Raw genomic sequence first — 23271 nt, 5'->3', positions numbered from 1 at the left:
TCCTGCATGCGGATAGTTCCCGCCGGCGCAAAAAACGGGCCTCATGCACACGCGGCGCTATACTGGGGTTTCGCCGCTTGTATCCGTTGTAGTCGTTCTTCCCGGCTCGCGCGTTGATTTAAGCATTCTCCCCGCCTTCGTTCGTCCCCTTCCCGATGTTCGACCTGTCGTCTCACCTGTGGATCATGATTACCGCGTTCGGCGGCGCCGGCCTGACCTTGCCGCTCGCGATCACGATCGCCGTCTGGCTTGCACTCGGCTACTCGTGGCAGCGCGCGGCCGCGTGGCTCGGCGTGCTGGCGGCTGCGATCGGCGTGGTGGCGCTCACGAAGATCGCGTTCCTTGGCTGGGGCATCGGCATCCGCGCGTGGGATTTCACCGGGTTCAGCGGCCATGCGATGCTGTCGACGTCGGTGTATCCGGTCGCGATCTTCCTTGCGCTGATCCGCACGCGCACGCCGGTGCGGATCGCCGGCATCGCGCTCGGGCTCGCGGCCGGCGTCGCGGTCGGCGTGTCGCGCGTCGCACTCGACGCACATTCGCCGTCCGAATCGATCACCGGCTGCATCGTCGGCGCGATCGCCGCGCTCGCGTTCATCGCCGGCTCGTGGCGCGCGGTGCCGCACCGCTGGTCGGTGCCGGCGGTCGTCGCGAGCCTCGCGATCGTCACCGTCGCGCTGCACGGCATCACGGTGCCGTCGCATCGCTGGGTCACCAAGGTCGCGCTGCAACTGTCCGGCCACGAGCGCCCGTTCGTCCGCGCGCGCTGGAAGGCCAACCCGAACTACCATCCCGCGTCGCAGCCGTCGTCGCTGCAGCGCACCGAATCGTCGACGCGCCCGCTTCGCACGTGACCGGCCGCCCGGCCGCCCCTTTTCAGGTCTGACCATTTCATGCGCGCCGTCGCATGAACGGTATGTCGAGCGTTATAACCCACCCTATATTACGATTACGGTTTCCACCCATTCAAAACGAATCCATCATGCGCTCATCCGTCCGTCCGCTTCGCCGCACCCTGCTCCGCCTGCTGCCGATCGCCACGCTTGCCGCTGCCGGTGTCGCGTTCAGCGCGCCCGCTTGCGCCGCCGACGAACTGGTCGTGTCGGCCGCCGCCAGCCTGACGAACGCGTTCAAGGCCGTCGGCGACGCGTACGAGAAGCAGCATCCGGACACCAAGGTGCTGTTCAACTTCGGCGCATCGGACGTGCTGATGCAGCAGATCGCCAAGGGCGCGCCGGCCGACGTGTTCGCGTCGGCTGACCAGAAGGCAATGGATCGCGCGGCGGAAGAGAAGGTGATCGTGCCCGGCACGCGTCGCGATTTCGCGGCGAACTCGCTCGTGCTGATCGTGCCGGCGGACAGCCGCACGGCCGCACCGACGTCGTTGAACGACCTGACGGCGCCCGGCGTGAAGCGCATCGCATACGGCGACCCGGCATCGGTGCCGGTCGGCCGTTACACCGAAGGCGCGCTGCGCGCGGCCGGCGTGTGGGATGCCGTCAGCGCGAAGGGTGTGCTGGCCGCCAACGTGCGCCAGAGCCTCGACTACGTCGCGCGCGGCGAGGTCGACGCGGGCTTCGTGTTCGGCACAGACGCCGCGATCATGCCGGGCCGCGTGAAGGTCGCGCTGACGGTACCGACCAAGACGGCCATCACCTACCCGATCGCCGTGGTGAAGGACAGCCGGCACGCCGCGCAGGCGCAGTCGTTCATCGACTTCGTCGCGTCGCCGCAGGGCCAGGCCGTGCTGTCGACGTTCGGCTTCAAGCCCGCGGGCAAGTGAGCGTCACGCGATGCAAGACGCCTGGGTACCGCTGCTGCTGTCGCTGAAGGTTGCCGGCTGGGCAACCGCGCTCGACATCGTGCTCGGCGTCGCGGCCGCATTCGTGCTTGCGCGCTGGCGCTCGCCGCTGCGCGATGTCGTCGATTCCATCCTGACGCTGCCGCTCGTGCTGCCGCCGACGGTACTCGGCTATTACCTGCTCGTGCTGCTCGGCCGGCGCGGCGTGTTCGGCGCGTGGCTCGACGACCTCGGCATCGAGCTGGTCTTCACGTGGCAAGGCGCGGTGATCGCGTCGATGGTCGTCGCGTTTCCGATGATCCTGAAGTCGGCGCGTGCCGCGTTCGAAGGCGTCGACCCGCATCTCGAACGCGCGGCGCGCACGCTCGGGCTCGGCGAAGTCGCGGTGTTCTTCCGCGTGACGCTGCCGCTCGCCACGCGCGGCATTCTCGCGGGCGCGCTGCTCGCGTTTGCACGCGCGCTCGGCGAATTCGGCGCGACGCTGATGATCGCGGGCAACCTGCCCGGCCGCACGCAGACGCTGTCGGTCGCGATCTACGCGGCCGTGCAGGCCGGCGACGACAACACGGCCAACTTCCTCGTGCTGGTGACGTCGATCACCTGCGTGCTCGTGCTGCTCGCGACCGGCTGGCTCGTGCCGTCGCGCGCCCGGCGGAGCCAGCTGACATGAAGCGCGTGCCCCGTCCATATCGTTGCGCGGCCGGATTGCTTCGGCGGAGGCCCGCATGAGCCTCGTCGTCGACATCCGCAAGACCTACGCGAACGCCGAGCGGCGCTTCACGCTCGACATGTCGTTCACCGCGACGACGCAGCGCGTCGTGCTGTTCGGGCCGTCCGGCGCGGGCAAGAGCATGACGCTGCAGGCGATCGCAGGGTTGCTGTCGCCCGACGAAGGCTCGATCACGCTGAACGGCGAAGCGCTGTTCGACGCCGCGCGCCGCATCGACGTGCCGACCCGCGCCCGTCGGGTCGCTTACCTGTTCCAGGATTACGCGCTGTTTCCGCATCTGAACGTGCGCCAGAACATCGCGTTCGGGCTCACGTCGGGGCTGCGCAACCCGCGCGCGAAAGCGGTGCCGCCCGAGGTCGCGTACTGGCTGCGCGCGTTCGACCTGGAAACGCTCGCGGGGCAGTATCCGTCGCAACTGTCGGGCGGGCAGAAGCAGCGCGTCGCACTGGCGCGCGCGCTGGTCGCGCAACCGCGCATCCTGCTGCTCGACGAACCGTTTGCGGCGCTCGACGGCGCGATGCGCCAGCGCATGCGCCACGAGCTCGCCGAGCTGCAGGCGCGGCTCGATATCCCGATGGTGCTGATCTCGCACGACCCCGACGACGTCGCCGCATTCGGCGACCAGGTCGTGCAGTTGAGCGAAGGACGCGTGCAGGCGAACCCGCCGCACGCCGAGTGGCCGACGCGCGTCACCTGAACGCGCGAGGCCGTGGTCGTGGCAGGCAGGTTGGAGCCTGAGAGAAGCCGCGCGTAGCGGCATATGCTGAAAGCGGAAACGAAGCCGGCGCCGCGCACGCACTGTGCGATGCCGGCTTCGCCCCGTCCGTCATACGATCTTCGAATCGCACCGCTCCGGTGCTTCGTCAGCCCGTCACCGCGAGAATCACGCTCGATGCCTTGAACAGCGCGATCGCCGGCCGGCCAACGTCGAGTTGCAGCGCCGCGAAGCTGTCGTTGGTGACGACGGCCGTCAGCGTCCCGCCGCCGTCGAGCGCCAGCGTCACCTCGCTGTTCACCGCGCCCGCCGCGACGGCTTCGACGCTGCCGCGCAACCGGTTGCGCGCGGACACCTTCAGGTCGGGCCCGCCAGCGTCGACCGCGAGCACGACCCACGACGCCTTCACCAGCGCGCACGCATCCGCGCCTTCCCGCAGGCCGAGGGCATCGGCGCTTTCGTGCGTGAGCACGGCAACGACCGGCTGCCCGCCGGGCAGCGTGAGCGTCACCTCGTCGTTGACGGTGCCGCGCACGATCGACGCGACCTTGCCGAACAACTGGTTGCGCGCGCTGGTCTTCATCCCGATCCGGCCGATCAGCGCCCAGTCGACGTCGAAGCCGGCGACGGCCGCGCTCGCGGCCTCGATGAATCGGCGATGCTCGCGCTCGATCGTGCGGAACGCGGCGATCAGCGACGTCGCACGCGGTGTCAGCGTCGTGCCGCCGCCGCCCTTGCCGCCCGTCGACCGCGTGACGAGCGGTTCGCCGGCGAGATTGTTCATCGTGTCGACTGCGTCCCACGCAGCCTTGTAGCTGAGGCCGACGGCCTTCGCCGCGCGCGTGATCGAACCGGTATCGCCGATCGCCGCGAGCAGCGCGATGCGCGTCGCGCCGCCGAGCGTCTGCTCGCCGGCGCGCAACCACAGCTCGCCGCCCAGTTCGAGCGGTTCGGCGGACGAGGAAGAATGCGGTGCGTCGGTCATCGGGATGCGTGCGAGAAACGGGCGGCCATTATAGTCACCGCGCTGCTCGGCCCGGCTTGCCGTCGAGCTTCGGCGGACGCAGGCTGGCCAGCAGCGTTTCGGCGTCGCGCGCCGCGCGCTGTTCGAGCGCCGCGCCGTAGCCGCGCACGAAACCGAGCTGGTACGGCGGCGCCGCCAGCTGTTCGAGGTGATGCAGCGCGACCATCGTGTCGTTCGCTTCGCCGAGCACGCTCTGCACGCGCGTGAGCGTCTTGACCGTCTCGCTGCGCGTGCGGCGCGATGCCAGCGACGCGAAGAACTCGAGCGCATAGCGCAGCCGCTTCGCATCGATCCGCACCTGGTGGCGCGCAGCCGTATCGAGCGACGTAAGCGACGGCGATGCGTAGAGATGGCCGAACAGCCGGCGCACGCGCTTCGTCGCGTGCCGCCGCAGCGACGGTGCATCGCCGCCTTCGGCCGCCGGCAGCGCAAGCGTGCTCAGCCATTCGAGCCAGCCGAGCGTCAGCCGCGCGTAGCGGGCCGAATGCAGCGCCTGCCGCAGCTCGACCCGCGCGGCCATCGACTGCGCGCGTGCCGCGTCGAGCGTGCCATCCCAGTCGCCGTCGCCGCCGTCGGCGGCGATCAGCGCGGGCAGGCTTTCGGTCGAAAACACGTCCCAGTCGCGCACCGTGCCGAGCAGTGCGGCGAGCCAGCGCAGGTCGACGCCGAGCGTGTCGCGCCACTGGCGGTCGGCAAAAAGCGGGAAAAAACGCATCAGCGTGCGCAGGCGGCGCAGCGCGACGCGCATCTGGTGGACGAATTCGGGATCGTCGCGATCCAGCACGCCGCCCTCGTTGCCGAGCCACTGCGCGGTGATATCGCCGGACAGCGCGAACAGTGCGGCGCGTTGCGTGCGGATGCCGGTCAGGTCGACGAGCTGCGCCTTGACCAGTCCGGCGGCCATCGGCTCGCCCGCACAGGCGCGGTCGATCACGCTCGTCAGTTGCACGAACGCGGGCCACGCACCGCTCAGTTCGCGCGCCGCGGCAAACAGTGCCTGCAACGCGGCCGTGCGCGCGGCGACGGTTTCCCAGTCGGGTGCGGCAAGACGCAACTCGACATAGCGGCGTGGCGGCTCGCCGCCGCCGTACAGCGTGATGTCGTCGAGCGTCATCTCGACCACGACGCCGCTGTCGTCGGCCCACCGCCCGCGCCGCCGTTCGCTGACGAGGCGCAGCGCCGACGCTTCGGGCTGCGCACCTGCCTCCGGAGGCGCGGCGGCGTCAGGCGCGACGCCATCGACTTCGTCGGTCGGTGCGGCGGCATCGGTTGCGGTCGTCGTCATGGGTACCGGTAACGGCATCGCGACGACGATGCCCGCATGCTCCGCATCGAACAGCTCGCGCTCGGTGACGCCGGGTGCGAACGCCTTCGTGCGCGCCGCGACGACACGCCTGCCATGCGCGTTCGATTCGACCCAGGTCCACCAGCTTGCGCCGGGGCTCGCCTCGGCCTCCTCGATCTGGCACGGCTCGATCGTCACGCGTTCATGGCCGCGCCGCATCCGCACCTGCGGGCAGATCCGCCACGCACGTACGAGTTCGGCGCCAAAGTCGCGCTGCGTGCCGCGGGTGCGACTCGCAGCCTTGACCGGCCAACCTTCCAGCGACAGCGACAACACGATTTCCAGCACACGCGACATGAAGGCTCCCGCACAAGAAGAATCGCCGGCGCATCGACCGCGCCGGCGTCGCCCGTGAAGCAGCTTCAATAGTACACGTCGCAAAAACGCGCCGGCGACGATCTGGCCCTGCCGCCCTGTCGGATATCAAACGGCGTATTGCGCAAGGCCGTTGCCGAACGACCAGTCTTCCTTCAGTACCTCGACAAGACTGATGAATACGTCCTGCTGTCGCACGCCGGGCTTCCGCGAGAGGTTCTCCGCGATCGTCCGGTACAGCGAGCGCTTCTGCTCGAGCGTGCGCGTGTTGTTCGCGGTGATCTGGATCATCACCAGATCGTCGCTGCGTTCGACGTCGAGGTAATGACGTCCGTACACGAAATTCTCGGCCGCATGCTCGGTCACGACCATGAAGATGTCGTCCTCGGGCACGTTGAAGGTCTGCATCAGTGCGCGATGCACGCCGTCGACGAGTGCCGCGCGGTAGGCGGCCGGTTTGCCTTCGCGTACGGCGATACGAGTGAATGGCATGGTCCTGCTCCTGTCGGTGAAATTGACGTTGAAGAACGGAAACACAGGGTCAGGTTAGGCGCGCAGAACTATAATGAACAGTCATTGATGAATATTTCATTCATTTACATTCGAAATGAAAGTACTCGATCTCGATGCCGTGCGCGCCTTCGTGCTGGTCGCCGATCTCGCCAGCTTCACGCGCGCCGCCGATGCACTCGGCACCACGCAATCGGCCGTCAGCCTGAAGCTGAAGCGGCTGGAGGCCCATCTCGGCAAGCCGTTGCTCGCGCGCACGCCGCGTGTCGTCAAGCTGGCTGCCGACGGCGAGAATTTCCTGCCGGCCGCCCGCGCGCTGCTCGATGCGCACGATCACGCGCTCGGCGCGATCTCGGCCGGCACGGTCCGCCTGTCGCTCGGCGTCAGCGAGCACGTCGCGGTGCCCGACCTGCCGGCCGTGCTCACGAGCCTGCATCGGCAGGATCCGGGGCTGTCGCTGGAAATGCATCTCGGGACGTCGACGAACCTGCTCGCGCAATACGACGAACGCCGGCTCGATGCGGTGATCGTGCGGCACGAGCCGGGCGAGGATCCGCCGCGCGAAGACGGCACGCTGCTGTTTTCAGAACCGCTGGCGTGGCTCGCCGCGCCCGACTGGGCACCGCGCGTGGGCGAACCGCTACCGCTCGCGGTACTGGCCAACCCGTGCGGCGTGCGGGCCGCCGCGCTGCGCGCGCTCGACCGCGCAGGGCGGCCGTGGCGCGAACGCTTTACGGGCGGCGGCGTGGCGGCGGTCACGGCCGCCGCCGCCGCGGGGCTGGCCGTCTGCCCACTGGCACGGCGCGTCGCACCGCGCACGCTGGTCGACGTCGGCGCGAAATTCGGGCTGCCGCCGCTGCCGCTGTCGCAGGTCGTGCTGTATTCGCGCGTACGCGACGCACGCGCCGCCACCGCATTGCGAAGGTTTGCCGACGGCCTTGCAATCTCGGCGTAAACTAGCGGATTACGCCGCCCGCAATCATCAGAAGAATTCCAATGAAGCTCGAAGCCCGCAAGCACCTCCGTGCCAACCTGCTGATGCTCGCCGCCGCCGCGATCTGGGGCTCGGCTTTCGTCGCCCAACGCCTGAGCCTCGACGTGATCGGGCCGTTCCTGTTCACGGGGCTGCGCTTCCTGCTCGGCGCACTGGTGCTGGTGCCGCTGCTGATGCTGAACACGGCGTCGCGCGCGCAGTTCGCGGCGATCCGCCGTGAGCCGGCGCTGCTGCTGCCGGGTCTCGCGCTCGGCGCGCTGCTGGCGGTATCGATTTCGCTGCAGCAGATCGGCCTGCAATACACGCGCATCGCCAACGCGGGCTTCATCAGCTCGCTGTACGTCGTGATCGTGCCGCTGATGGGCGTGTTCGCCCGTCACCGGATCGGCCCGGGCACGTGGTTCGGCGCGCTGCTCGCGGCGATCGGCCTGTATTTCCTCAGCATCAACGAGCACTTCTCGGTGCTGTACGGCGACTGGTTCCAGCTCGCCGGCGCCGTGATCATCGCCGCGCACGTGATGGCCGTCGGCCATTTCGCGAAGCGCCACAATCCGCTCGTGCTCGCGTTCATGCAATTCGTCGTATGTGGCGCGACATGCCTCGCGGTCGGCCTCGTCATCGAGCCGGTCAGCGGCGCGATGCTGCGCAACGCACTGCCGACGCTGCTGTACGGCGGGCTGCTGTCGGTCGGCGTCGGCTATACGCTGCAGGTCGTCGCGCAACGCGACGCGGCGCCCGCGCACGCGGCCGTGATCTTCAGCATGGAAGGCGTGTTCGCGGCGATCGCCGGCTGGGCCGCGCTCGGCGAAACGCTGACGCTGCGCGCGCTCGTCGGCTGCGCGCTGATGCTGGCCGGCCTGCTCGCCTGCCAGTTGCTGCCGAACGGCGACGCCCGGAAAAAGGACGAGGACGCGCTGCCGGCGTGACACGCACCGTCCCTATAATGGCGGTTCGCGTGACTTGCACGCCAACCGCTTCCGACAGGCCAGCTCCGTGACGTCCACTTCCGTCGATCCCGCCGCCGACCTGCTGCGCGAACGCGCAGCGCATTACGCTGCCCAGGCCGCGCTGTTCCTGCGCGACCAGGCGCTCTCCACCGCGTCGCACGACCTGCGCAGCCCGCTGAACGCGATGCACAGCTGGGCGTACGTGCTCGAGCGCCAGCTCGCCAATGCCGACCCGAACCTGCAACGCGCGCTCGCGGGCATCCGCACGGGCATCGACCAGCAGGTTGCGCTGATCGACGAGGTGCTCGACGCGCCGCGCGCGGAAACCCGCACGCTCGCACTCGAGCCGCAGCCGTTCGCGCTGCGCGCGCTGCTCGACGACACGATCGCGCTCGTGCGCGCGACGCTCGCCGATGCACGGCAGGTCGCGCTCGATGCGACGCTGCCGGACGGCGAGCCGTCGCTGACCGTCGACCGCGCGCGCATCGCGCAGGCGCTGTGGACGATGCTGACGACCGCCGTCGAAGCCAGCGCCGCCGGCGCACGCGTGACGTTCGAATGCACGCGCGACGGCGCGCAGTTCACCGCACGCGTCACCTGCACCGTGAATGCCGCCGCACTCGCCGATCCGGCGCAGCCGCACGCGTTCGAAGCGTTCGCCCGGCGCGAGATGCTGCGCGAGCGCGACGCGAAGCGGATCGCCTGGACGCTCGCGCTGTGCCAGCGCGTCGCGCTCGCGCACGGCGGCACGTTCTCGCATACCGCGTTCGCCGACGGTGCGCCGGCAACCCTCACGTTCGCCATCCCCTGCGAGGCGCCGGTGTAAGTATTCGGCCGCCCGAGACATTACAAATTCCTTTCTGGCTCTATACTGATGGGCCTGTCATAACCGGAGCGATTCTTTGTTACAGATCTTCGCGCTCATCGGCGCGTTGTTCCTGGTGGCCCTCAACGGGTTCTTCGTCGCGGCCGAATTCGGCCTCGTCAAACTGCGCGCCACGCGCGTCAAGACACTGGCCCGCAAGCACGGCCTGCGCGGCCGCATCCTCGGCATCGTGCACGGCCGCCTCGACGCGTACCTTTCCGCGTGTCAGCTCGGCATCACACTTGCGTCGCTCGGCCTCGGCTGGGTCGGCGAGCCGGCCTTCGCGCAACTGCTCACCCCGGTGCTCGACCTGATCGGCGTGCAGTCGGAGCGCGTCGTGCACCTGATCTCGCTGGTGTTCGCGTTCTCGCTGATCTCGTTCCTGCACATCGTCGTCGGCGAACTGGCGCCGAAATCGATGGCGATCCGCCAGTCCGAGAAGGTCGGCCTATGGGTCGCGCTGCCGCTGTATGCGTTCTACTGGGCGATGTATCCGGCGATCTGGGTGCTCAACAACAGCGCCAACGCGGTGCTGCGGCTCGCGGGGCTGTCGGCCGACCACGGCGGCGACGCACACTACTCGACCGACGAGCTGAAGCTGATCCTGCGCAGCCGCCGCAGCACGGCCGGCAATGCCGCCCAGCCGGCGCGCGGCACGTACAGCGACGACGAGTGGAACACGCTCGCGCATTCGCTCGATTTTTCGTCGATGACCGTGTCTGACCTGATGCGGCCGGCCCATGAAATGATCGGCCTGCGGCGCGACCTGCCGCTGCCGGACAACATGGAGATCGTCGCGCGGCACCGCTTCAGCCGCTATCCGCTGTTCGAGGATGCGTCGCGCGAACAGGTGAGCGGGCTGATCCACCTGAAGGACCTGCTGCTCGCGCGTCATGCCGGCGCGGCGCTCGAAGACCTGTCCGACTACGTTCGCCCCGTGCAGTACGTACGGCCCGACACGCCGGCGCTCGACCTGTTCCGCCGCTTCCGCAAGGGCGCGCCGCACTTCGCGCTGGTCGGTAACAAGGGCGAGAAGCCGATCGGCTTCCTGACGCTCGACAACCTGCTCGGCGCGCTGGTCGGCCAGATCCACGACGAATTCCGCCAGGGCGATGCCGACTGGAGCCGCCTCGACGACGGCACGCTGATGGGCAAGGGCAGCCTGCCCGTCGTGTCGCTCGAACAGGCACTCGGCATCGACATCGACGAAGGTCGCGCGGAGTCGGTCGGCGGCCTCGTGATCCATGCACTCAGCGACCTGCCGACCGAAGGGCAGCGCGTGTCATTCGACCGCTTCGACATCGTCGTGAAGAAGATGAACGGGCCGCGCATCGTGCTTGTGCGCATCTATCCGAAGGTCGTGAAAGAGGCCGACGAATGACGGCCGCGCAGCGCCACACGCGATGAACGCCACGGCCGCACCGCTGCCGCACTGCTACGTGATCACGCCGGAACCGGCGTCCGCGTCGGCGGCCGATTGCGCGGCGTTCCTCGACCGGCTGTCGGCCGTGCTCGCGCGCGGTGAAACGCTCGTGCAACTGCGCGTGAAGTCGCTCGACACGGCCGCGTTCGCGCAACTCGCCGCCGCGGCGCTCGCGCGCTGTGATGCGGCCGGCGCGCACCTGATGCTCAATGGGCCGATCGATGCCGCCGGCGTCATGCGGCTCGACGGCGCCGGCTGGCATCTCGACGGCACCGCGTTGCGCGCCGCCACGCAGCGGCCGCTGCCGGCCGGACGATGGGTGTCCGCCGCCTGTCACTCGCATGACGATCTGCTGCTGGCCGCGCGCGCGGGCGCGGACTTCGTCACGCTGTCGCCCGTATTGCCGACGCTCAGTCACCCCGGTGCGCCGACGCTCGGCTGGGCGCAATTCGATGCGCTGGCCGCGCAGGTCGCGCTGCCCGTCTTCGCGCTTGGCGGAATGACGCATGCGCATCTCGACGACGCGCGCCGCCACGGCGCGTACGGCATCGCGGGCATTCGCGGGTTCTGGTAAGTCCGGGCGTTCCTGCCGCACGGCCGGGCGCGCATGCACCCGGCCTTCCAACCCTCACGCCGTCATCGGCTCATGCGTTCAGGTTCGGACGCATGCCGCGCCACGAACCGTCATCGATACGCCGCGCGTCGTGCGTCAGCGCGTAGCGATTGACGTCGCCCGTCAGCCACGCGACGAGCGAATAAGGCGGCAATTCCCCTTCATCGACACGGTCGCGCGCGCGTGCCGGCGTCTCGAACACGACGCGCCCTCTCGGCGCATCGAAGCGCACCGCATCGGGCGACAGGTTCAGCGCGATCGTCAGCGTCTCGTCGTCGGCGAGCCGCCACGACGCGAGCAGCGCGTCGGCATCGCCGTCGCCGTCCGCCTTCAGCGCATGCGCGTCCTGCGGCCGGCAATCGGACAGCCGCGGCGCAATCAGCTTCGCGCGCACCGCGAGCGCGGACTGCACGAAATGCGCACGATCGGCATCGCGCGCGGTTTCATCGAAGATCAACGGGATCTGCGGCGTGAGCAGCGACAGCGCGAGCGCGGCCAGGCCGGCCTCCTGCTCCTGGTCGCTTTGGCCGCTGTCGCGCCATGCGCCGTCGGACAGCACGAGCGACGTCAGCGCCAGCGCGCTGTCGGCCGCCATGCCCTCTCCCGACGCGGCCGGCTGGAATGCCGCACCGGCCGCGGTCAGTGCGCGCGCGAGCGTGTGGATCGACTGGTGCGCGGAAATGCCTTCGTGGGCCGACGTATCGCGCCCTGTCAGCCGATGCAGCGCGCGTTCGCCGCACCCATTCCACTGCGCATCGAAATGGGTATCGGCGAGATGCGCGGGATGCCGCTCGCTGCCGAGCACGAGATGGATGAGCCGGTCGGCCGGCACGGCCGCGCGCACGCGGTCCGCGATCTCGCGCAGCCACGACACGCCGATCCGGTCGGCCTCGCGCAGGCGCAGCCCGTCGCAACGGTATTCGTCGATCCAGTACAGCGCGTTGTCGCAGAAGAAATCGCAGACTTCCGGATGATCGAGCGCCAGCGGCGCAGCCTGCAGCGGATCGTCGCGCGTATGGAAGAACGGCGCCGCGTAGTGACGCAGCGCATCGGTGCCGCTGCCGAAGCGCGCGTAGTCGAGCTCCAGCAGCACCGCGAGACCGTAGCCGTGCGCTTCGTCGATCAGCGCCTTCAGCGCGTCGGGGCCACCCTCGGCCGCGAGCGGCGCGAACGGCAGGCTGTCGTGCGGCGACGCGAGCAGTTCCAGCGCGGTCACGCCGAGCCGCGCGAGCTGCGGCAGGCGGCGACGCACGCCTTCGAAGCCGCCCACCGCGTGCGGGCGGATCGCGTAGAGCGCCATGTCTTCCCACGCCCGCCCGCGCCAGAACGTGTTGCGCCACGTGAACGCGCGCGGATCGACGACCTCGCTCGGGCCGTTGAGCCCGTCGGGTTGCGAGCGCGACGCGGGATCGGGAATCGACACGGCATCGTCGAGGCGATAGCGGTAACGCGTGCCCGCGCCGCAGTCGGCGAAGACTTCGAACCAGTTCGGGCCGGCGGCCGACATCGGAACGAGCGTCGGGTCGGAGCCGGAATCGAGTTCGAGTTGAACCTGTGTACTGCCCGGCGCCCACACGCGGAAATGCGTGCGCGGTGTCGTGCAAAGCGCGCCACAGGGCTGCGCGCCAAACGGCAAACAATGGATGTAGTGCTGCGCGTACGGATCGTGCGGACAATCGGACATCATGCGCTCCTCGTGCGTGCCGAGCGGCATGGCCGCGCCCGTGGCGCGGCGCATCGGGGCCCGGCATGCGACGGCCAGGCGGGGGGAGAGAACCGAGTATGCGCCGGATTCGCCATCGCGATGCGAGCTGGTCAGACATTTTTAAATGCGAATCGACCCCTGGAAAACAGGCACGCCGGCATGTGCCGGCGAGTCGGGTAGTCGGCATACCGGAATGTCTGCCCGCCTTGTTGCGCGGGCCGCGCGCCCCTACGATCCGCGTCATGCTCGCGGACACGTCGTCCGCCACAAACCCAAGGAACCCGCCATGTCGCTTCCCGCCAGCGCCGCGAAATTCGATCCGTCACGCGCGCAAGAATATGCCGAGCAATCGCGCATCGCGCTCGCCGGCTACGATGCGTGCCACGAACTCGGCGCATGCATGCTCGCGTCGGCGATCGGCGTGACCGATGCGCACATCCTCGTCGCGGGTGCGGGCGGCACGGGGCAGGAAATCTGCGTGGCGGCCGCGCTCGAACCGGGCTGGCAATTCACGGCGGCCGACCCGTCCGCGCCGATGCTGGCGCTTGCGCGCTCGAACGTCGAGGCCGCGGGCTTCGGGCCGCGCACACGCTTCGTCGAGAACAGCGTCGATGCGCTGCCCGATGCCCCCACGTTCGACGGCGCGACGCTGATCGGCGTGCTGCATCACGTGCCGGGCGACGATGCGAAGGCCGCGCTGCTGCACGCGATCGCGCGGCGCCTGAAACCCGGCGCGCCGCTCGTGCTCGCCGGCAACCATCGCCGCTACGCGGACCACCCTCGCCTGCTCGACGCGTGGCAGCAGCGCTGGCGCATGAAGGGCGCCACGCCCGACGCCGTGCGCGCGCAACTCGCGAAGATCCTGCAGGGCGCCGATCCACCGGCCTCCGAGGAAGCCGTGTTCGACCTGCTGCGCGATGCGGGCTTCGATACGCCGCTGCGCTTTTTCTCGAGCCTGTTCTGGGGAGCGTGGGTCGCGGTGCGGCGCGCCTAGCGGCCCAAAGCGGCCCAAAGCGGCGCGGGACCGGATCCGCGTGCATGTCGCGCGCGCTGGGTATGATGTCGTTCCCGCCCCTTTCCGGCCTCGCCATGCTCACCGTCCATCACCTGAACAACTCGCGCTCGCAGCGCGTGCTCTGGCTGCTCGAAGAACTGGATGTGCCATACGAGATCGTCCGCTACGAGCGCGATCCGAAAACGATGCTCGCGCCGCCCGAACTGCGCGCGATCCATCCGCTCGGCAAGTCGCCCATCGTTACCGACGAGGGCCGTACGTTCGCCGAATCGGGCGCGATCATCGAGTACCTGGTCGAGCGCTACGGCAACGGACGCCTCGCGCCGCCGCCCGGCACGCCCGAGCGGCACGACTACACGTACTGGCTGCATTACGCGGAAGGGTCGGCGATGCCGCCGCTGCTGCTCAAGCTCGTCGCGCTGCGGATCGCGCATGCGCCGATGCCGTTCTTCGCGCGGCCGATCGCGCGCAAGATCGCCGACACGCTGCAATCGGGCTTCGTCGATCCGCAGATCGCGCTGCATCTCGGCCATATCGACGGTGCGCTGCAGCGCACGGGCTGGTTCGTCGGCGACAGCTTCAGCGCGGCCGACATCCAGATGAGCTTTCCGCTCGAAGCCGCGACCGCGCGCGGTGGCGGCAGCCGCTATCCCGCGATCGCACGCTTCCTCGACGCAATCCATGCGCGGCCCGCGTACCAGCGGGCGCTGGAACGCGGCGGCCCGTACGACCTGCTCAAGTAACCGGCGTCAGCTCAGCAGGCCGGCCGCGACGTTGATCGACAGCCCGAGCACGGCCATGTTGAAGTAGAACGACAGGATCGACTGCGCCAGCACCGAGCGCCGCGCGGAGCGGTTCGCCAGCGACACGTCGGCCGTCTGCGACGCGACCGCGAGCGTGAACGCGAAATACAGGAAATCCCAGTAATCGGGTTCGGGATTGCGATCGGGGAAACGCAGCGCGCGGTCATTGGATGGCGAGCCGTAATAGAGCCGCGCGTAATGCAGCGTGAAAATCGTCGGGATCAGGAACCACGCGCCGAACAGCGTCGCGCCCGTGATCGCGTAGTGGCTGAGGCCCGCGCTGAAGCCCACGCTCTTGGCGGTCGCGAGTTCGATCGCGATCGCCGCCACGCTCGCGACGGTCGCGAAACACACGACGGTCAGCACGGTCGTCGCGTTTTCGTCTTCGCGGATCGCGACTTCGCGCACCTTGTGGTGATGCGCGGTGACCATGCGCACCCACATCAGCACGAGATACAGCCAGACCGCGCAATCCCAGCCGATCAGCGCACGCACGGCCGGACGCAGCGGAAACGGCAGCAGCACCGCGCACAGCACGCCTGCGACGAACGCCGCGACCATGCGCGGCCGGTTGCGTAATACCTGCGGATAAAACGTCATCGTGTGATTCCGAAAGCGGATGGAAAGGGTTCGAACGGCGCGCGGGGCAGCCCGCTGCGCCGCCCCGGCGGGTAACGCGCCCCGATTATCGCCATTCCATCGCGACGTGGCGATGGGCGCGAGCGCCTAAGATAAGGGGATGACTGCCACCGCCCCCCTCTGCCACCACCCCGCGAATGCCGCCGGCCGTGACCTGGTCGTCGGCGACCTGCACGGGTGCGTGGACGTGCTGCGCGCGCTGCTGCACGACATCCGCTTCGATCCGGCCCGCGACCGCCTGTTCTCGGTCGGCGATCTGGTCGACCGCGGCCCGGCCTCCGAAGCCACGCTCGACCTGCTCGACCGCCCGTGGTGCCACGTCGTGCGCGGCAACCACGAGGAAGTGCTGAGCCTCGTGTCGCGCGGCAAGCTGTCGCCGGACGCGTGGCGCGGGATCGGCGGCGACTGGGGCGCCGACCTGCCGCCGGAACGGCTGCACGCGCATGCGGCGCGCGTCGACGCGCTACCGCTGGTGCGCGTGATCGGCGACGGCCCCGGGCGCTTCAACGTGCTGCATGCGGAATTCTTCGGCTCGGACGCCGATCTCGACACGGGCAGCTATGCGCACGACGTACGCGAGCGGCTGATCTGGGGCCGCGATCTCGTCCAGGGGCTCGCCGATCCGGCGCGGCAGGCCGGGCTGTCGCTGACCTGCACCGGACACACACCCGTGCGGGCGCCGCAGCGGATCGGTGCGCAATGGTTCATCGACACGGGTGCGTTCGCGCCTTCCGGGCGGCTCACGCTCGCCGAGCCGCGTACCGGCAGCACGTGGTCGATGACGCAGGCCGAGGCGCGCGCACGCCACGCGGGCGACTGGCCGCTGCCCTGATGGGCTGATGGACCGGCTGGCGCACGCGTCCTGCGAGCGCCCGCGAGCGCGCGAACGCTAGCCGACCTGGTTCAATTCGAACACCGCATCGACGCCCGAACCGTTCCAGTTGTATTCGAGATAGGCCGCGTGATGGCAATCGCGCAGCAGCGCGGTGCGGAACGCCGCCAGGCACTCGCCGCGCGGGTCGCGCACCGACGGATAGACGATCCCCGCACCGCCCGCGTTGCGCACCGCGCGGCCGAGCGCCTGCCCCGCGCCGTAGTCGAGCGGATGCAGCAAGGCCGGATCGCGCTGCGGCCACGTACGCACGTCGACCACGCTGCCCTGCGCGAGCACGGTATAGAGCCGCATTTGCTGGCGCATCGGCGGCTCCTTCGTCGCGGCCAGGAACAGCGCGCTGTGATAGCGCGTTTCCGCGATCGCCGTATCGCGCGAGCGGGTGCAGTAGAACACGCCGTAGCTGCCGTCGGAAAAGCGGCTGCCCTGCGGATTCAGGTGCGTGAACGCGGCCATGATCGGCCCCCAGCCCAGCCCGTAGCGGCGCTCGGCAGGCGGTACGAGGTCGAGTGCGCCGATTTCGTTGCGGATGCGATCGTTGGTCAGCGATTCGAGCGCATACAGCGCGTCGAAATCGTCGGCCGACGCCACGCGGTCGAACAGGTTGATCGCCGGAAAACGGGTGGGAATCACGCGATAGGCAGGTGCCCAGTCGACCGTGGTCGTGGGCCATTGTTGTGCTTCGATCGGCATCGTCACGCCCAGCCACCTCGCATCGCGTCGAGATATTGCCGGACGGCGACCAGATCGCCGACGTTGCCGGCGAGCATCCGGTCGAGTGCGCGCTTGCCGCCGAACGGCGCCGCGTCGTTGGGCCGCTTGACCCATGCGTCGGCCGCGGCCGGCTGCGGCAGCAGGATCTGCAGCGCCTTGTAGATGCCGAGCAGCAGCGACAACCGCTCGAGCGTATCGCGCGGCAACCGTGCCGATTCCGGCGTGGCCTTCCACTTGAAGAACGTCGAACGGCCGGGCGACCCGAGCAGCACGATCTGCTCGTCGATCGTCAGTTGCCAGTCGCGCGCGATGTTGAAAAACGCACGCAGGCCGGCCGCCGACATCTGCGCGACCGAAGCCTGCGGCGGGGCGGAATGCGAATCGTAGGCGGGCTGTGACATGATCGTTAGTCTCGAAACGAATTTACTAACAAGATTAGTCCATTTTCGTATTTTTGCAAGGGTCACACCCGCCGATCGGCCATTGCTTCCAGCGAAATGATATTTTTTGTCCATTCTGGACTCTTATTTTATTTTCTGCGTTAATGACCGTGCGGACACCGCGTCAAGACGCGGCTCGTATCCGTGAAACCGTGTCGCACAGAACCCGGAAGCACCCGCCAAGGAACGCACCATGAAGAGACTGATTGCCGCTGTTTCGATCGCCCTGCTCGCGGTATCCGCAGGCCCCGCCGTCGCGAAGGACTGGACCACGATCCGCTTCGGCACCGATGCCAGCTATGCGCCGTTCGAGTCGAAGGCGCCCGACGGCAAGCTCGTCGGCTTCGACATCGACCTCGGCAACGAGATCTGCGCGCGCCTGAAGGCCAAGTGCGTGTGGCTCGAGAACGATTTCGACGGGATGATTCCGGCGCTGAAGGCGAAGAAGTTCGACGCGGTGCTGTCGTCGATGTCGATCACGCCGCAACGCGCGGAGCAGATCGGCTTCACGACCAAGATCTACAACCAGCCGACGCGGCTCGTCGTGAAGAAGGGCTCGCCGCTGCTGCCGACGGCCGAATCGCTGAAGGGCAAATCGATCGGCGTCGAGCAGGGCACGACGCAGGAAACGTATGCGAAGGCGTACTGGGGCAAGCAAGGCGCGAACGTCGTGTCGTACCAGAACCAGGACGGCGTGTACGCGGACCTGACGTCAGGCCGCCTCGACGCAGCGCTCCAGGATGAAGTGCAGGCCGCGATCGGGTTCCTGAAATCGCCGCGCGGCGCGAACTATACGTTCGTCGGGCCCGAACTCGTCGACGAGAAGATGCTCGGCATCGGCGCCGGCATCGGGCTGCGCAAGGAAGACACCGACCTGAAGGCGAAGATCGATCGCGCCATCACCGACATGGTCAAGGACGGCACCTACAAGCGGCTCGCGTCGAAGTACTTCGACTTCGATATCTACGGCGGCTGAAACGGCGTCGCGCGCGTACGGGTACCACTCCCGTCGCGCGCGTCCGACCGCCCCTCCCCTTCAACCGGATGGCAACGGCATCGCGCGGTGCGCCGTTGCATCGAATGCCTCCCGTCTGGCGTCGCGTGTGCGACGCAATGCATCGATCATCGTTCGGATTGCAGATCAATCGTTCAGGGAACGACAGGTCACGCGAACGGATGTCGTGCTGCTCGAGTCAATAGGCGAAGATCGGGCGCCGCGGTACCGGCGCCCGTGCGCACATGCCCATGCGAACCGGGTTGGCGTGCAGGAAAGTGCCGACCCGGCGCGGATGACCGGCAACCAGCCGGATCCGCCTCGCACCGGGCGCGGAGAGATGGCCTGTCGAAGCATGCCGGTCGGCTGCGAGTGCGACGTTCGACCGACGATGCCCCAAATCACTGCGATCGCGGCCTGCCGGCCGCGGCGTGTGGCGATCGTTCATTTTTCTACCCCGTTTGCAGTGTGATGTTTGTTCCGGCAACCGGACGATGCCGGTGCCCCGACGATCAGGCGACGACGTCCCGTGCCCGCCGGAACGCGGCGACTGCGCCGCGCTCCGCCGCCGCATCCCCGCGGAGTGCGTCCTGGCCGTTGGAACCGGCCGGACTTCGCGTCGTCGACTTTCGCACGACAACCTCCGCAAGGAGCGGGCCAGCTGTGCGCGAGCCCGTCCGGACAAGGGGTTGGCCGGGCCGACAGGCAGCCGGAACGGGGGCGGATTGACGAAAGTTGCGAATCTGAAACATGCGGCGCGCGGCCCGCGCCGAACGGGTGGCGGCCAAGCCTTGCGGGATAAGGCTGAACAATGGAGCGCGACGTTTTTACCGATACGTGCCGGGCCGTTCAGCCCGCTTTGCCGCGAGAATTCGCCCGGCTGCCGAGGCGAAATGTTTCATGCGCTTTACATGCCCGTCGACATGATGGATCGGCAGACACAGGACCGGGACGAACACGCGGACGCACGACAGGATGCACGACGCAACCGGCGCGGTCATGCCGCAGCGGCTCCGGTTCAGCCGACCCGTTGATGCCCCGCGTCGCCGGACGGCGCGCCGTCGTGCCCGCCGTTGTCGCCGTTCCCGCCGTTGTTGTCGTGATCGTTCAGCCCGTGCTCGATCATCATCCGGTAGAGCGTCACGCGCGAGATGCCGAGTTCGGCGGCGGCCTTGTTGATCCGGTGATCGTTGCGCAGCAGCGCGTTCTCGATCGCGGTGCGCTCGGCGAGCGCCCTCGCCTGTTCGAGCGTCACGGGTTCCGTTTCGCCGGGTGTTTCGAGCCCGAGATCGTGCGGCGTCAGCAGCCGGCTCTCGGCCATCACGATCGCACGCCGCACGCGGTTGATCAGCTCGCGCACGTTGCCGGGCCATTCGTAGCGGCGCATCGCATCGAGCGCGGCCGACGTGAAGCCGCTGATCTTGCGGCCGCTGTCGGACTTGAATTTCTGCAGCACGTAGTGCGCAAGGATATCGATGTCCTTGCCGCGCGCGCGCAGCGGGGGCTCGTGGATGCGCAGCACGCACAGCCGGTGATAGAGGTCCGCACGGAAGCGCCCGGCCTCGACCGCGCCGTCGAGATCGACGTGCGTGGCCGAGATGATCCGCACGTCGACCGCGATCGATTCCTGCCCGCCGAGCCGCTCGATCTTCCCTTCCTGCAGGAAGCGCAGCAGGCTCGCCTGGCTCTCGACCGGCATGTCGCCGATCTCGTCGAGAAACAGCGTGCCGCCGTTCGCCGATTCGATCCGGCCCGCGCGCCGCTGATTCGCGCCGGTGAATGCGCCACGCTCGTAGCCGAACAGTTCCGACTGCAGCAGGTGATGCGGAATCGCACCGCAATTGATCGCGATGAACGGCCCCTTGCCGCGCCCGGAGCGCTCGTGAATCGCGAGCGCCGTCAGCTCCTTGCCGGTGCCCGACTCGCCCGAGATGAACACGCTCGCATCGGTCTTCGCGACCTTGCGGATCGTGCTGAACAGCTGCTGCATCGCTTCGCAGTTGCCGATCATCCCGTGTTCGCCGATCGACGCCGCATAGGCCGCGCCGTCGACGCGATCGAGCGCGGCCATCCCGCGCGCATGGCCGAGCACGTGCGAAATCCATTCGTAGGGCAGCGGCAGCGTCACGTAGTCGAAACAATAGCTGCGGATCAACTCGCGCACGGCAGGGCTGATCGTGACGCCGGCCTGCGCGATGGAAATCCAGCCGATCGCCGGCTGGCTCAGGCACGCCTTCAGCGCGGGATAGTCGCGTGACGTGAAGCCCGTGAAATCGACCAGCCCGGCCGCGACGCTCACGCCGGAGGTCATGTTCTGCGCGGCACCGGCCGTCTTCGCGACCGCGATCTCCCAGCCGAGCCCGCGCAGTTGCGCCAGCAACGGCTCGTCGGGCGTCCGCATGATCGCGAACAGCTTGCGGCCGGCCTCGGGAGCGGTGACGGATACATCCGTCATCTCGGGCGCCGCCTGCCCGTTTGCGTCGGGTGACCTTGCAACCATCGTTGTTCCCCGCTTGGCGTTGGTATCGTGCGCCGGCTCGCCGCCGTGTACGACGGACCACGATTGAACCGACATATTGGCCGCATTTCCGTCCGAATAAAATCCCCCGCGCACGAATCGCGCGCGAGGTGGACGTTGTCATGAACGGTATATCGATGCGGCCGGCGGGCGGCTAGATGGGTGTTATCCCTGTGGCGCGCGCGGCTAGAACCGGGAGCGGGAACGCACGCCGCGCGCAAACCCGCGCCGGTGCTGGCGCGCGGCGTTTGCATGCGATGCGGCTACGCAGGACCGGCACGCCGGCGCGGACGGGCGCAGCCGGCCGGCCGGGCACGCATGCGCCCGCGCAACCGTTTCCGATTGACTTCCGTCAATCGTCATAGGAAGCCCGCTGATGCGGGAACGCAACATGCTCCGCGCGGCGGGACGTGTCAGCGGCCCGACGCGAGCGATGCCGGCGCGCTCGCGCGGCCACGGCCGGCAGGTGCGCCGCCCTGTTCGCCGTAGGTGGCGGCAAGCGCGTCGACGCGCGCCAGATGGTGATGGTTGTCGTGATCCCACGGATGGAAGCCCGGCCGGAAAAAGCTCAGCCATTCGCCCGCGATGCGCGGGAACAGGCCACGACGGGGCCCGTACAGGAACGCGATCATCCGCAGCATGCCGCGCACGTGATGGCCCGCGCCGCGATCGCGCCACAGCAGCGTCGCATGCATCAGGAACACGGTCGGCCAGAACGTCAGCGTCGTCAGCAGATAGACGCCGATGCGGATCAGGTAGCGGCGCAGCCCCGGCTTCATCGCGGTATTCCACACGTCGAACGACACCGCCTTGTGCTCGGTTTCCTCGAGCGCGTGCCAGATCCACATCTGGCGGTAGCCTTCGACCGAACCGTCGAGGCGCGTCGGGTCGCGCAGCAGCCAGTCGGCGAGCATCGCCGTGTAGTGTTCCGCCGCGACCGTATGCGCGAGTTGCACCGAATGCGGCAGCTTGCGCTTCATGAAGGCGAGTACCGTCCAGACGCGCTTGTCGAGCTTGCGCGCGGGCAGGTGGTTCGCCTGCATCAGCTCGTTGTATTCGATGTGCTCGCGCGTGTGCATCGCCTCCTGTCCGATGAAGCCAAGCACCTGCTGCTTCAGCACCGGATCGTCGATCCGGTCGCGGTAATTGCGCACCGAATCCATGAAGAAACGCTCGCCGGCCGGAAACAGCAACGACAGCGCGTTGAAGAAATGGGTCACGTGCGACCCGAGGCCATGCCAGTCCTTCGCACGTTCGACCGGCAGGTCGAAGCGCAGGTCGCGACGCACCGGCATGATCCCGGCTGCGGTAGCGGAAGCGGCTGACTTCATGTTCATGGTTCTCCTGGTTCCGGAGCGGCCCGGCGCGTCATCCGACGCGGCCGGCGCGGGCCCGGGCGGCGCGTCGCGCACCGCCAAAAATCTTGACATCGACAGATGTAAAGATAGGCTGCCCGCACCGGCGGGCGCAAGCCGCGCGGTAGATGCGCGCTTCCAAACAGGGCACGGTCGGAAAGGCGAAAAAAACGGCGCTCGAGCGGCGCCCGGACCGGCCGCGATTCGAACGCGGGGGCTGGCCGGAACGTGATGCACGACGCTCGGCTTCACGCCCTGTCGGCTACCTGAAAGCCCCGTGGGACAGGCGTTTCGCGGCATCCGACGGCGGCCGGACGGAACGCGGCCGGCCGCCCCGGCAGCGCCGATTCATACGCGCCGCGCACTCGCCTGGTGCAACCGCGATCGTGCGGTTCGTGAAAAATTCAAACGCGCGTTCCAATCGTGTTTCGGGCGACCGCGGGCAAGGTGGTCCGCCGCTGCTCCCGATCCGCCTGCAGCGACGCAAAAACCACGCGCGCCGGCCCGCTGCGCGCTCGCCTACAATAGCGGTTTTACGCAACCCTCTTTCAGGAGAAGTCATGTCTGTCATCACGACCGAATCGGGCCTCAAATACGAAGACCTGACCGAAGGCACCGGCGCCGAAGCGCAAGCCGGCAAGACCGTCAGCGTCCACTACACGGGCTGGCTGACCGACGGTCAGAAATTCGATTCGAGCAAGGACCGCAACGACCCGTTCGCATTCGTGCTGGGCGGCGGCATGGTCATCAAGGGCTGGGACGAAGGCGTGCAGGGCATGAAGGTCGGCGGCGTGCGTCGCCTGACGATCCCGCCGCAACTCGGCTACGGCCCGCGCGGCGCAGGCGGCGTGATTCCGCCGAATGCGACGCTCGTGTTCGAAGTCGAACTGCTCGACGTCTGATCGCGCACCCGG

At 68.4% G+C, this 23271-nt stretch carries 23 protein-coding genes; 14 read left to right on the top strand and 9 right to left on the bottom strand.

What is annotated here, in order from left to right:
* The first annotated feature begins 155 nt into the window (after window positions 1-155).
* The 4 genes from U5809_RS11190 to U5809_RS11175 all read left to right on the top strand — a co-directional run bounded on the left by U5809_RS11190 (window position 156) and on the right by U5809_RS11175 (window position 3228).
* Window positions 156-854: a phosphatase PAP2 family protein gene (locus U5809_RS11190; RefSeq protein WP_322086549.1), complete on the top strand. Its 699-nt coding sequence runs from the start codon at window positions 156-158 to the stop codon at window positions 852-854.
* A gap of 128 nt (window positions 855-982) precedes the next feature.
* A complete protein-coding gene (gene modA / locus U5809_RS11185) occupies window positions 983-1783 on the top strand; it encodes a molybdate ABC transporter substrate-binding protein (protein ID WP_322086548.1) in 801 nt (266 codons plus the stop codon).
* Between the two features lie 10 nt (window positions 1784-1793).
* Entirely contained in the window at window positions 1794-2471 is a 678-nt protein-coding gene (gene modB / locus U5809_RS11180; RefSeq protein WP_322086547.1) for a molybdate ABC transporter permease subunit, read from the top strand.
* Window positions 2472-2526: 55 nt separating this feature from the next.
* On the top strand, window positions 2527-3228 hold the full coding sequence (locus U5809_RS11175) for a sulfate/molybdate ABC transporter ATP-binding protein (RefSeq protein WP_322086546.1): 702 nt from the start codon (window positions 2527-2529) through the stop codon (window positions 3226-3228).
* Between the two features lie 166 nt (window positions 3229-3394).
* On the opposite strand, the gene U5809_RS11170 is transcribed toward U5809_RS11175, so the two are convergent.
* From U5809_RS11170 to U5809_RS11160, 3 genes are all read right to left on the bottom strand, one after another.
* Window positions 3395-4231, bottom strand: coding sequence for a TOBE domain-containing protein (locus U5809_RS11170; protein ID WP_322086545.1), 837 nt, complete (start codon window positions 4229-4231; stop codon window positions 3395-3397).
* A gap of 34 nt (window positions 4232-4265) precedes the next feature.
* On the bottom strand, window positions 4266-5912 hold the full coding sequence (locus U5809_RS11165) for a CHAD domain-containing protein (protein ID WP_322086544.1): 1647 nt from the start codon (window positions 5910-5912) through the stop codon (window positions 4266-4268).
* A 126-nt stretch (window positions 5913-6038) separates the two neighbouring features.
* The gene (locus tag U5809_RS11160) at window positions 6039-6422 is read right to left on the bottom strand and encodes a tautomerase family protein (RefSeq protein WP_322086543.1); all 384 of its coding nucleotides are present in this window, start codon (window positions 6420-6422) and stop codon (window positions 6039-6041) included.
* A gap of 115 nt (window positions 6423-6537) precedes the next feature.
* On the opposite strand from U5809_RS11160, the gene U5809_RS11155 reads away from it, so the two are divergent.
* The 5 genes from U5809_RS11155 (at window position 6538) to U5809_RS11135 (ending at window position 11243) form a co-directional block, all read left to right on the top strand.
* Window positions 6538-7395 (top strand): LysR family transcriptional regulator, encoded by an 858-nt coding sequence (locus tag U5809_RS11155; protein WP_322086542.1) that lies wholly within the window; start codon window positions 6538-6540, stop codon window positions 7393-7395.
* Window positions 7396-7436: 41 nt separating this feature from the next.
* Entirely contained in the window at window positions 7437-8360 is a 924-nt protein-coding gene (locus U5809_RS11150) for a DMT family transporter (RefSeq protein ID WP_322086541.1), read from the top strand.
* Between the two features lie 67 nt (window positions 8361-8427).
* Window positions 8428-9207, top strand: a complete 780-nt coding sequence (locus U5809_RS11145) for a HAMP domain-containing sensor histidine kinase (RefSeq protein WP_322086540.1) — start codon at window positions 8428-8430, stop codon at window positions 9205-9207.
* 76 nt (window positions 9208-9283) lie between these two features.
* Window positions 9284-10627, top strand: a complete 1344-nt coding sequence (locus U5809_RS11140; RefSeq protein WP_322086539.1) for a hemolysin family protein — start codon at window positions 9284-9286, stop codon at window positions 10625-10627.
* A gap of 22 nt (window positions 10628-10649) precedes the next feature.
* A complete protein-coding gene (locus tag U5809_RS11135; protein ID WP_322086538.1) occupies window positions 10650-11243 on the top strand; it encodes a thiamine phosphate synthase in 594 nt (197 codons plus the stop codon).
* 70 nt (window positions 11244-11313) lie between these two features.
* Here U5809_RS11135 and U5809_RS11130 read toward each other — a convergent pair whose 3' ends face one another.
* Window positions 11314-12966 carry a DUF3459 domain-containing protein gene (locus tag U5809_RS11130; RefSeq protein ID WP_322086577.1) on the bottom strand — a complete coding sequence of 551 codons (1653 nt, stop codon included), beginning with the start codon at window positions 12964-12966 and terminating at the stop codon, window positions 11314-11316.
* A 307-nt stretch (window positions 12967-13273) separates the two neighbouring features.
* Between U5809_RS11130 and U5809_RS11125 the strand changes: the two genes are divergently transcribed.
* Window positions 13274-13981 (top strand): class I SAM-dependent methyltransferase, encoded by a 708-nt coding sequence (locus tag U5809_RS11125; RefSeq protein WP_322086537.1) that lies wholly within the window; start codon window positions 13274-13276, stop codon window positions 13979-13981.
* A 95-nt stretch (window positions 13982-14076) separates the two neighbouring features.
* On the top strand, window positions 14077-14745 hold the full coding sequence (locus U5809_RS11120; RefSeq protein WP_322086576.1) for a glutathione S-transferase: 669 nt from the start codon (window positions 14077-14079) through the stop codon (window positions 14743-14745).
* A gap of 6 nt (window positions 14746-14751) precedes the next feature.
* On the opposite strand, the gene U5809_RS11115 is transcribed toward U5809_RS11120, so the two are convergent.
* The gene (locus U5809_RS11115; protein ID WP_282511114.1) at window positions 14752-15405 is read right to left on the bottom strand and encodes a DUF1345 domain-containing protein; all 654 of its coding nucleotides are present in this window, start codon (window positions 15403-15405) and stop codon (window positions 14752-14754) included.
* A 139-nt stretch (window positions 15406-15544) separates the two neighbouring features.
* On the opposite strand from U5809_RS11115, the gene U5809_RS11110 reads away from it, so the two are divergent.
* Entirely contained in the window at window positions 15545-16276 is a 732-nt protein-coding gene (locus U5809_RS11110) for a metallophosphoesterase (RefSeq protein ID WP_322086536.1), read from the top strand.
* Between the two features lie 57 nt (window positions 16277-16333).
* Here the strand turns inward: U5809_RS11110 and U5809_RS11105 are convergent, their stop codons facing one another.
* Complete coding sequence (locus U5809_RS11105) at window positions 16334-17029, bottom strand: RES family NAD+ phosphorylase (RefSeq protein ID WP_282511395.1); 696 nt, start codon at window positions 17027-17029, stop codon at window positions 16334-16336.
* Between the two features lie 2 nt (window positions 17030-17031).
* Entirely contained in the window at window positions 17032-17451 is a 420-nt protein-coding gene (locus tag U5809_RS11100) for an MbcA/ParS/Xre antitoxin family protein (RefSeq protein WP_176046023.1), read from the bottom strand.
* A 232-nt stretch (window positions 17452-17683) separates the two neighbouring features.
* Between U5809_RS11100 and U5809_RS11095 the strand changes: the two genes are divergently transcribed.
* The gene (locus tag U5809_RS11095; RefSeq protein ID WP_309287347.1) at window positions 17684-18466 is read left to right on the top strand and encodes an ABC transporter substrate-binding protein; all 783 of its coding nucleotides are present in this window, start codon (window positions 17684-17686) and stop codon (window positions 18464-18466) included.
* A gap of 1036 nt (window positions 18467-19502) precedes the next feature.
* On the opposite strand, the gene U5809_RS11090 is transcribed toward U5809_RS11095, so the two are convergent.
* Entirely contained in the window at window positions 19503-20984 is a 1482-nt protein-coding gene (locus U5809_RS11090; RefSeq protein ID WP_322086535.1) for a sigma-54 dependent transcriptional regulator, read from the bottom strand.
* A 431-nt stretch (window positions 20985-21415) separates the two neighbouring features.
* Entirely contained in the window at window positions 21416-22333 is a 918-nt protein-coding gene (locus U5809_RS11085) for a metal-dependent hydrolase (RefSeq protein WP_322086575.1), read from the bottom strand.
* 584 nt (window positions 22334-22917) lie between these two features.
* On the opposite strand from U5809_RS11085, the gene U5809_RS11080 reads away from it, so the two are divergent.
* Window positions 22918-23259, top strand: coding sequence for an FKBP-type peptidyl-prolyl cis-trans isomerase (locus U5809_RS11080; RefSeq protein ID WP_006479474.1), 342 nt, complete (start codon window positions 22918-22920; stop codon window positions 23257-23259).
* The last annotated feature ends 12 nt before the right edge of the window (window positions 23260-23271 follow it).

This window comes from Burkholderia sp. BCC1999 (assembly GCF_905339975.1).
GTDB lineage: Bacteria > Pseudomonadota > Gammaproteobacteria > Burkholderiales > Burkholderiaceae > Burkholderia.
The sequence above is the reverse complement of the archived record's forward strand: the minus strand, read 5'-3'. Positions and strand labels throughout refer to the sequence as shown.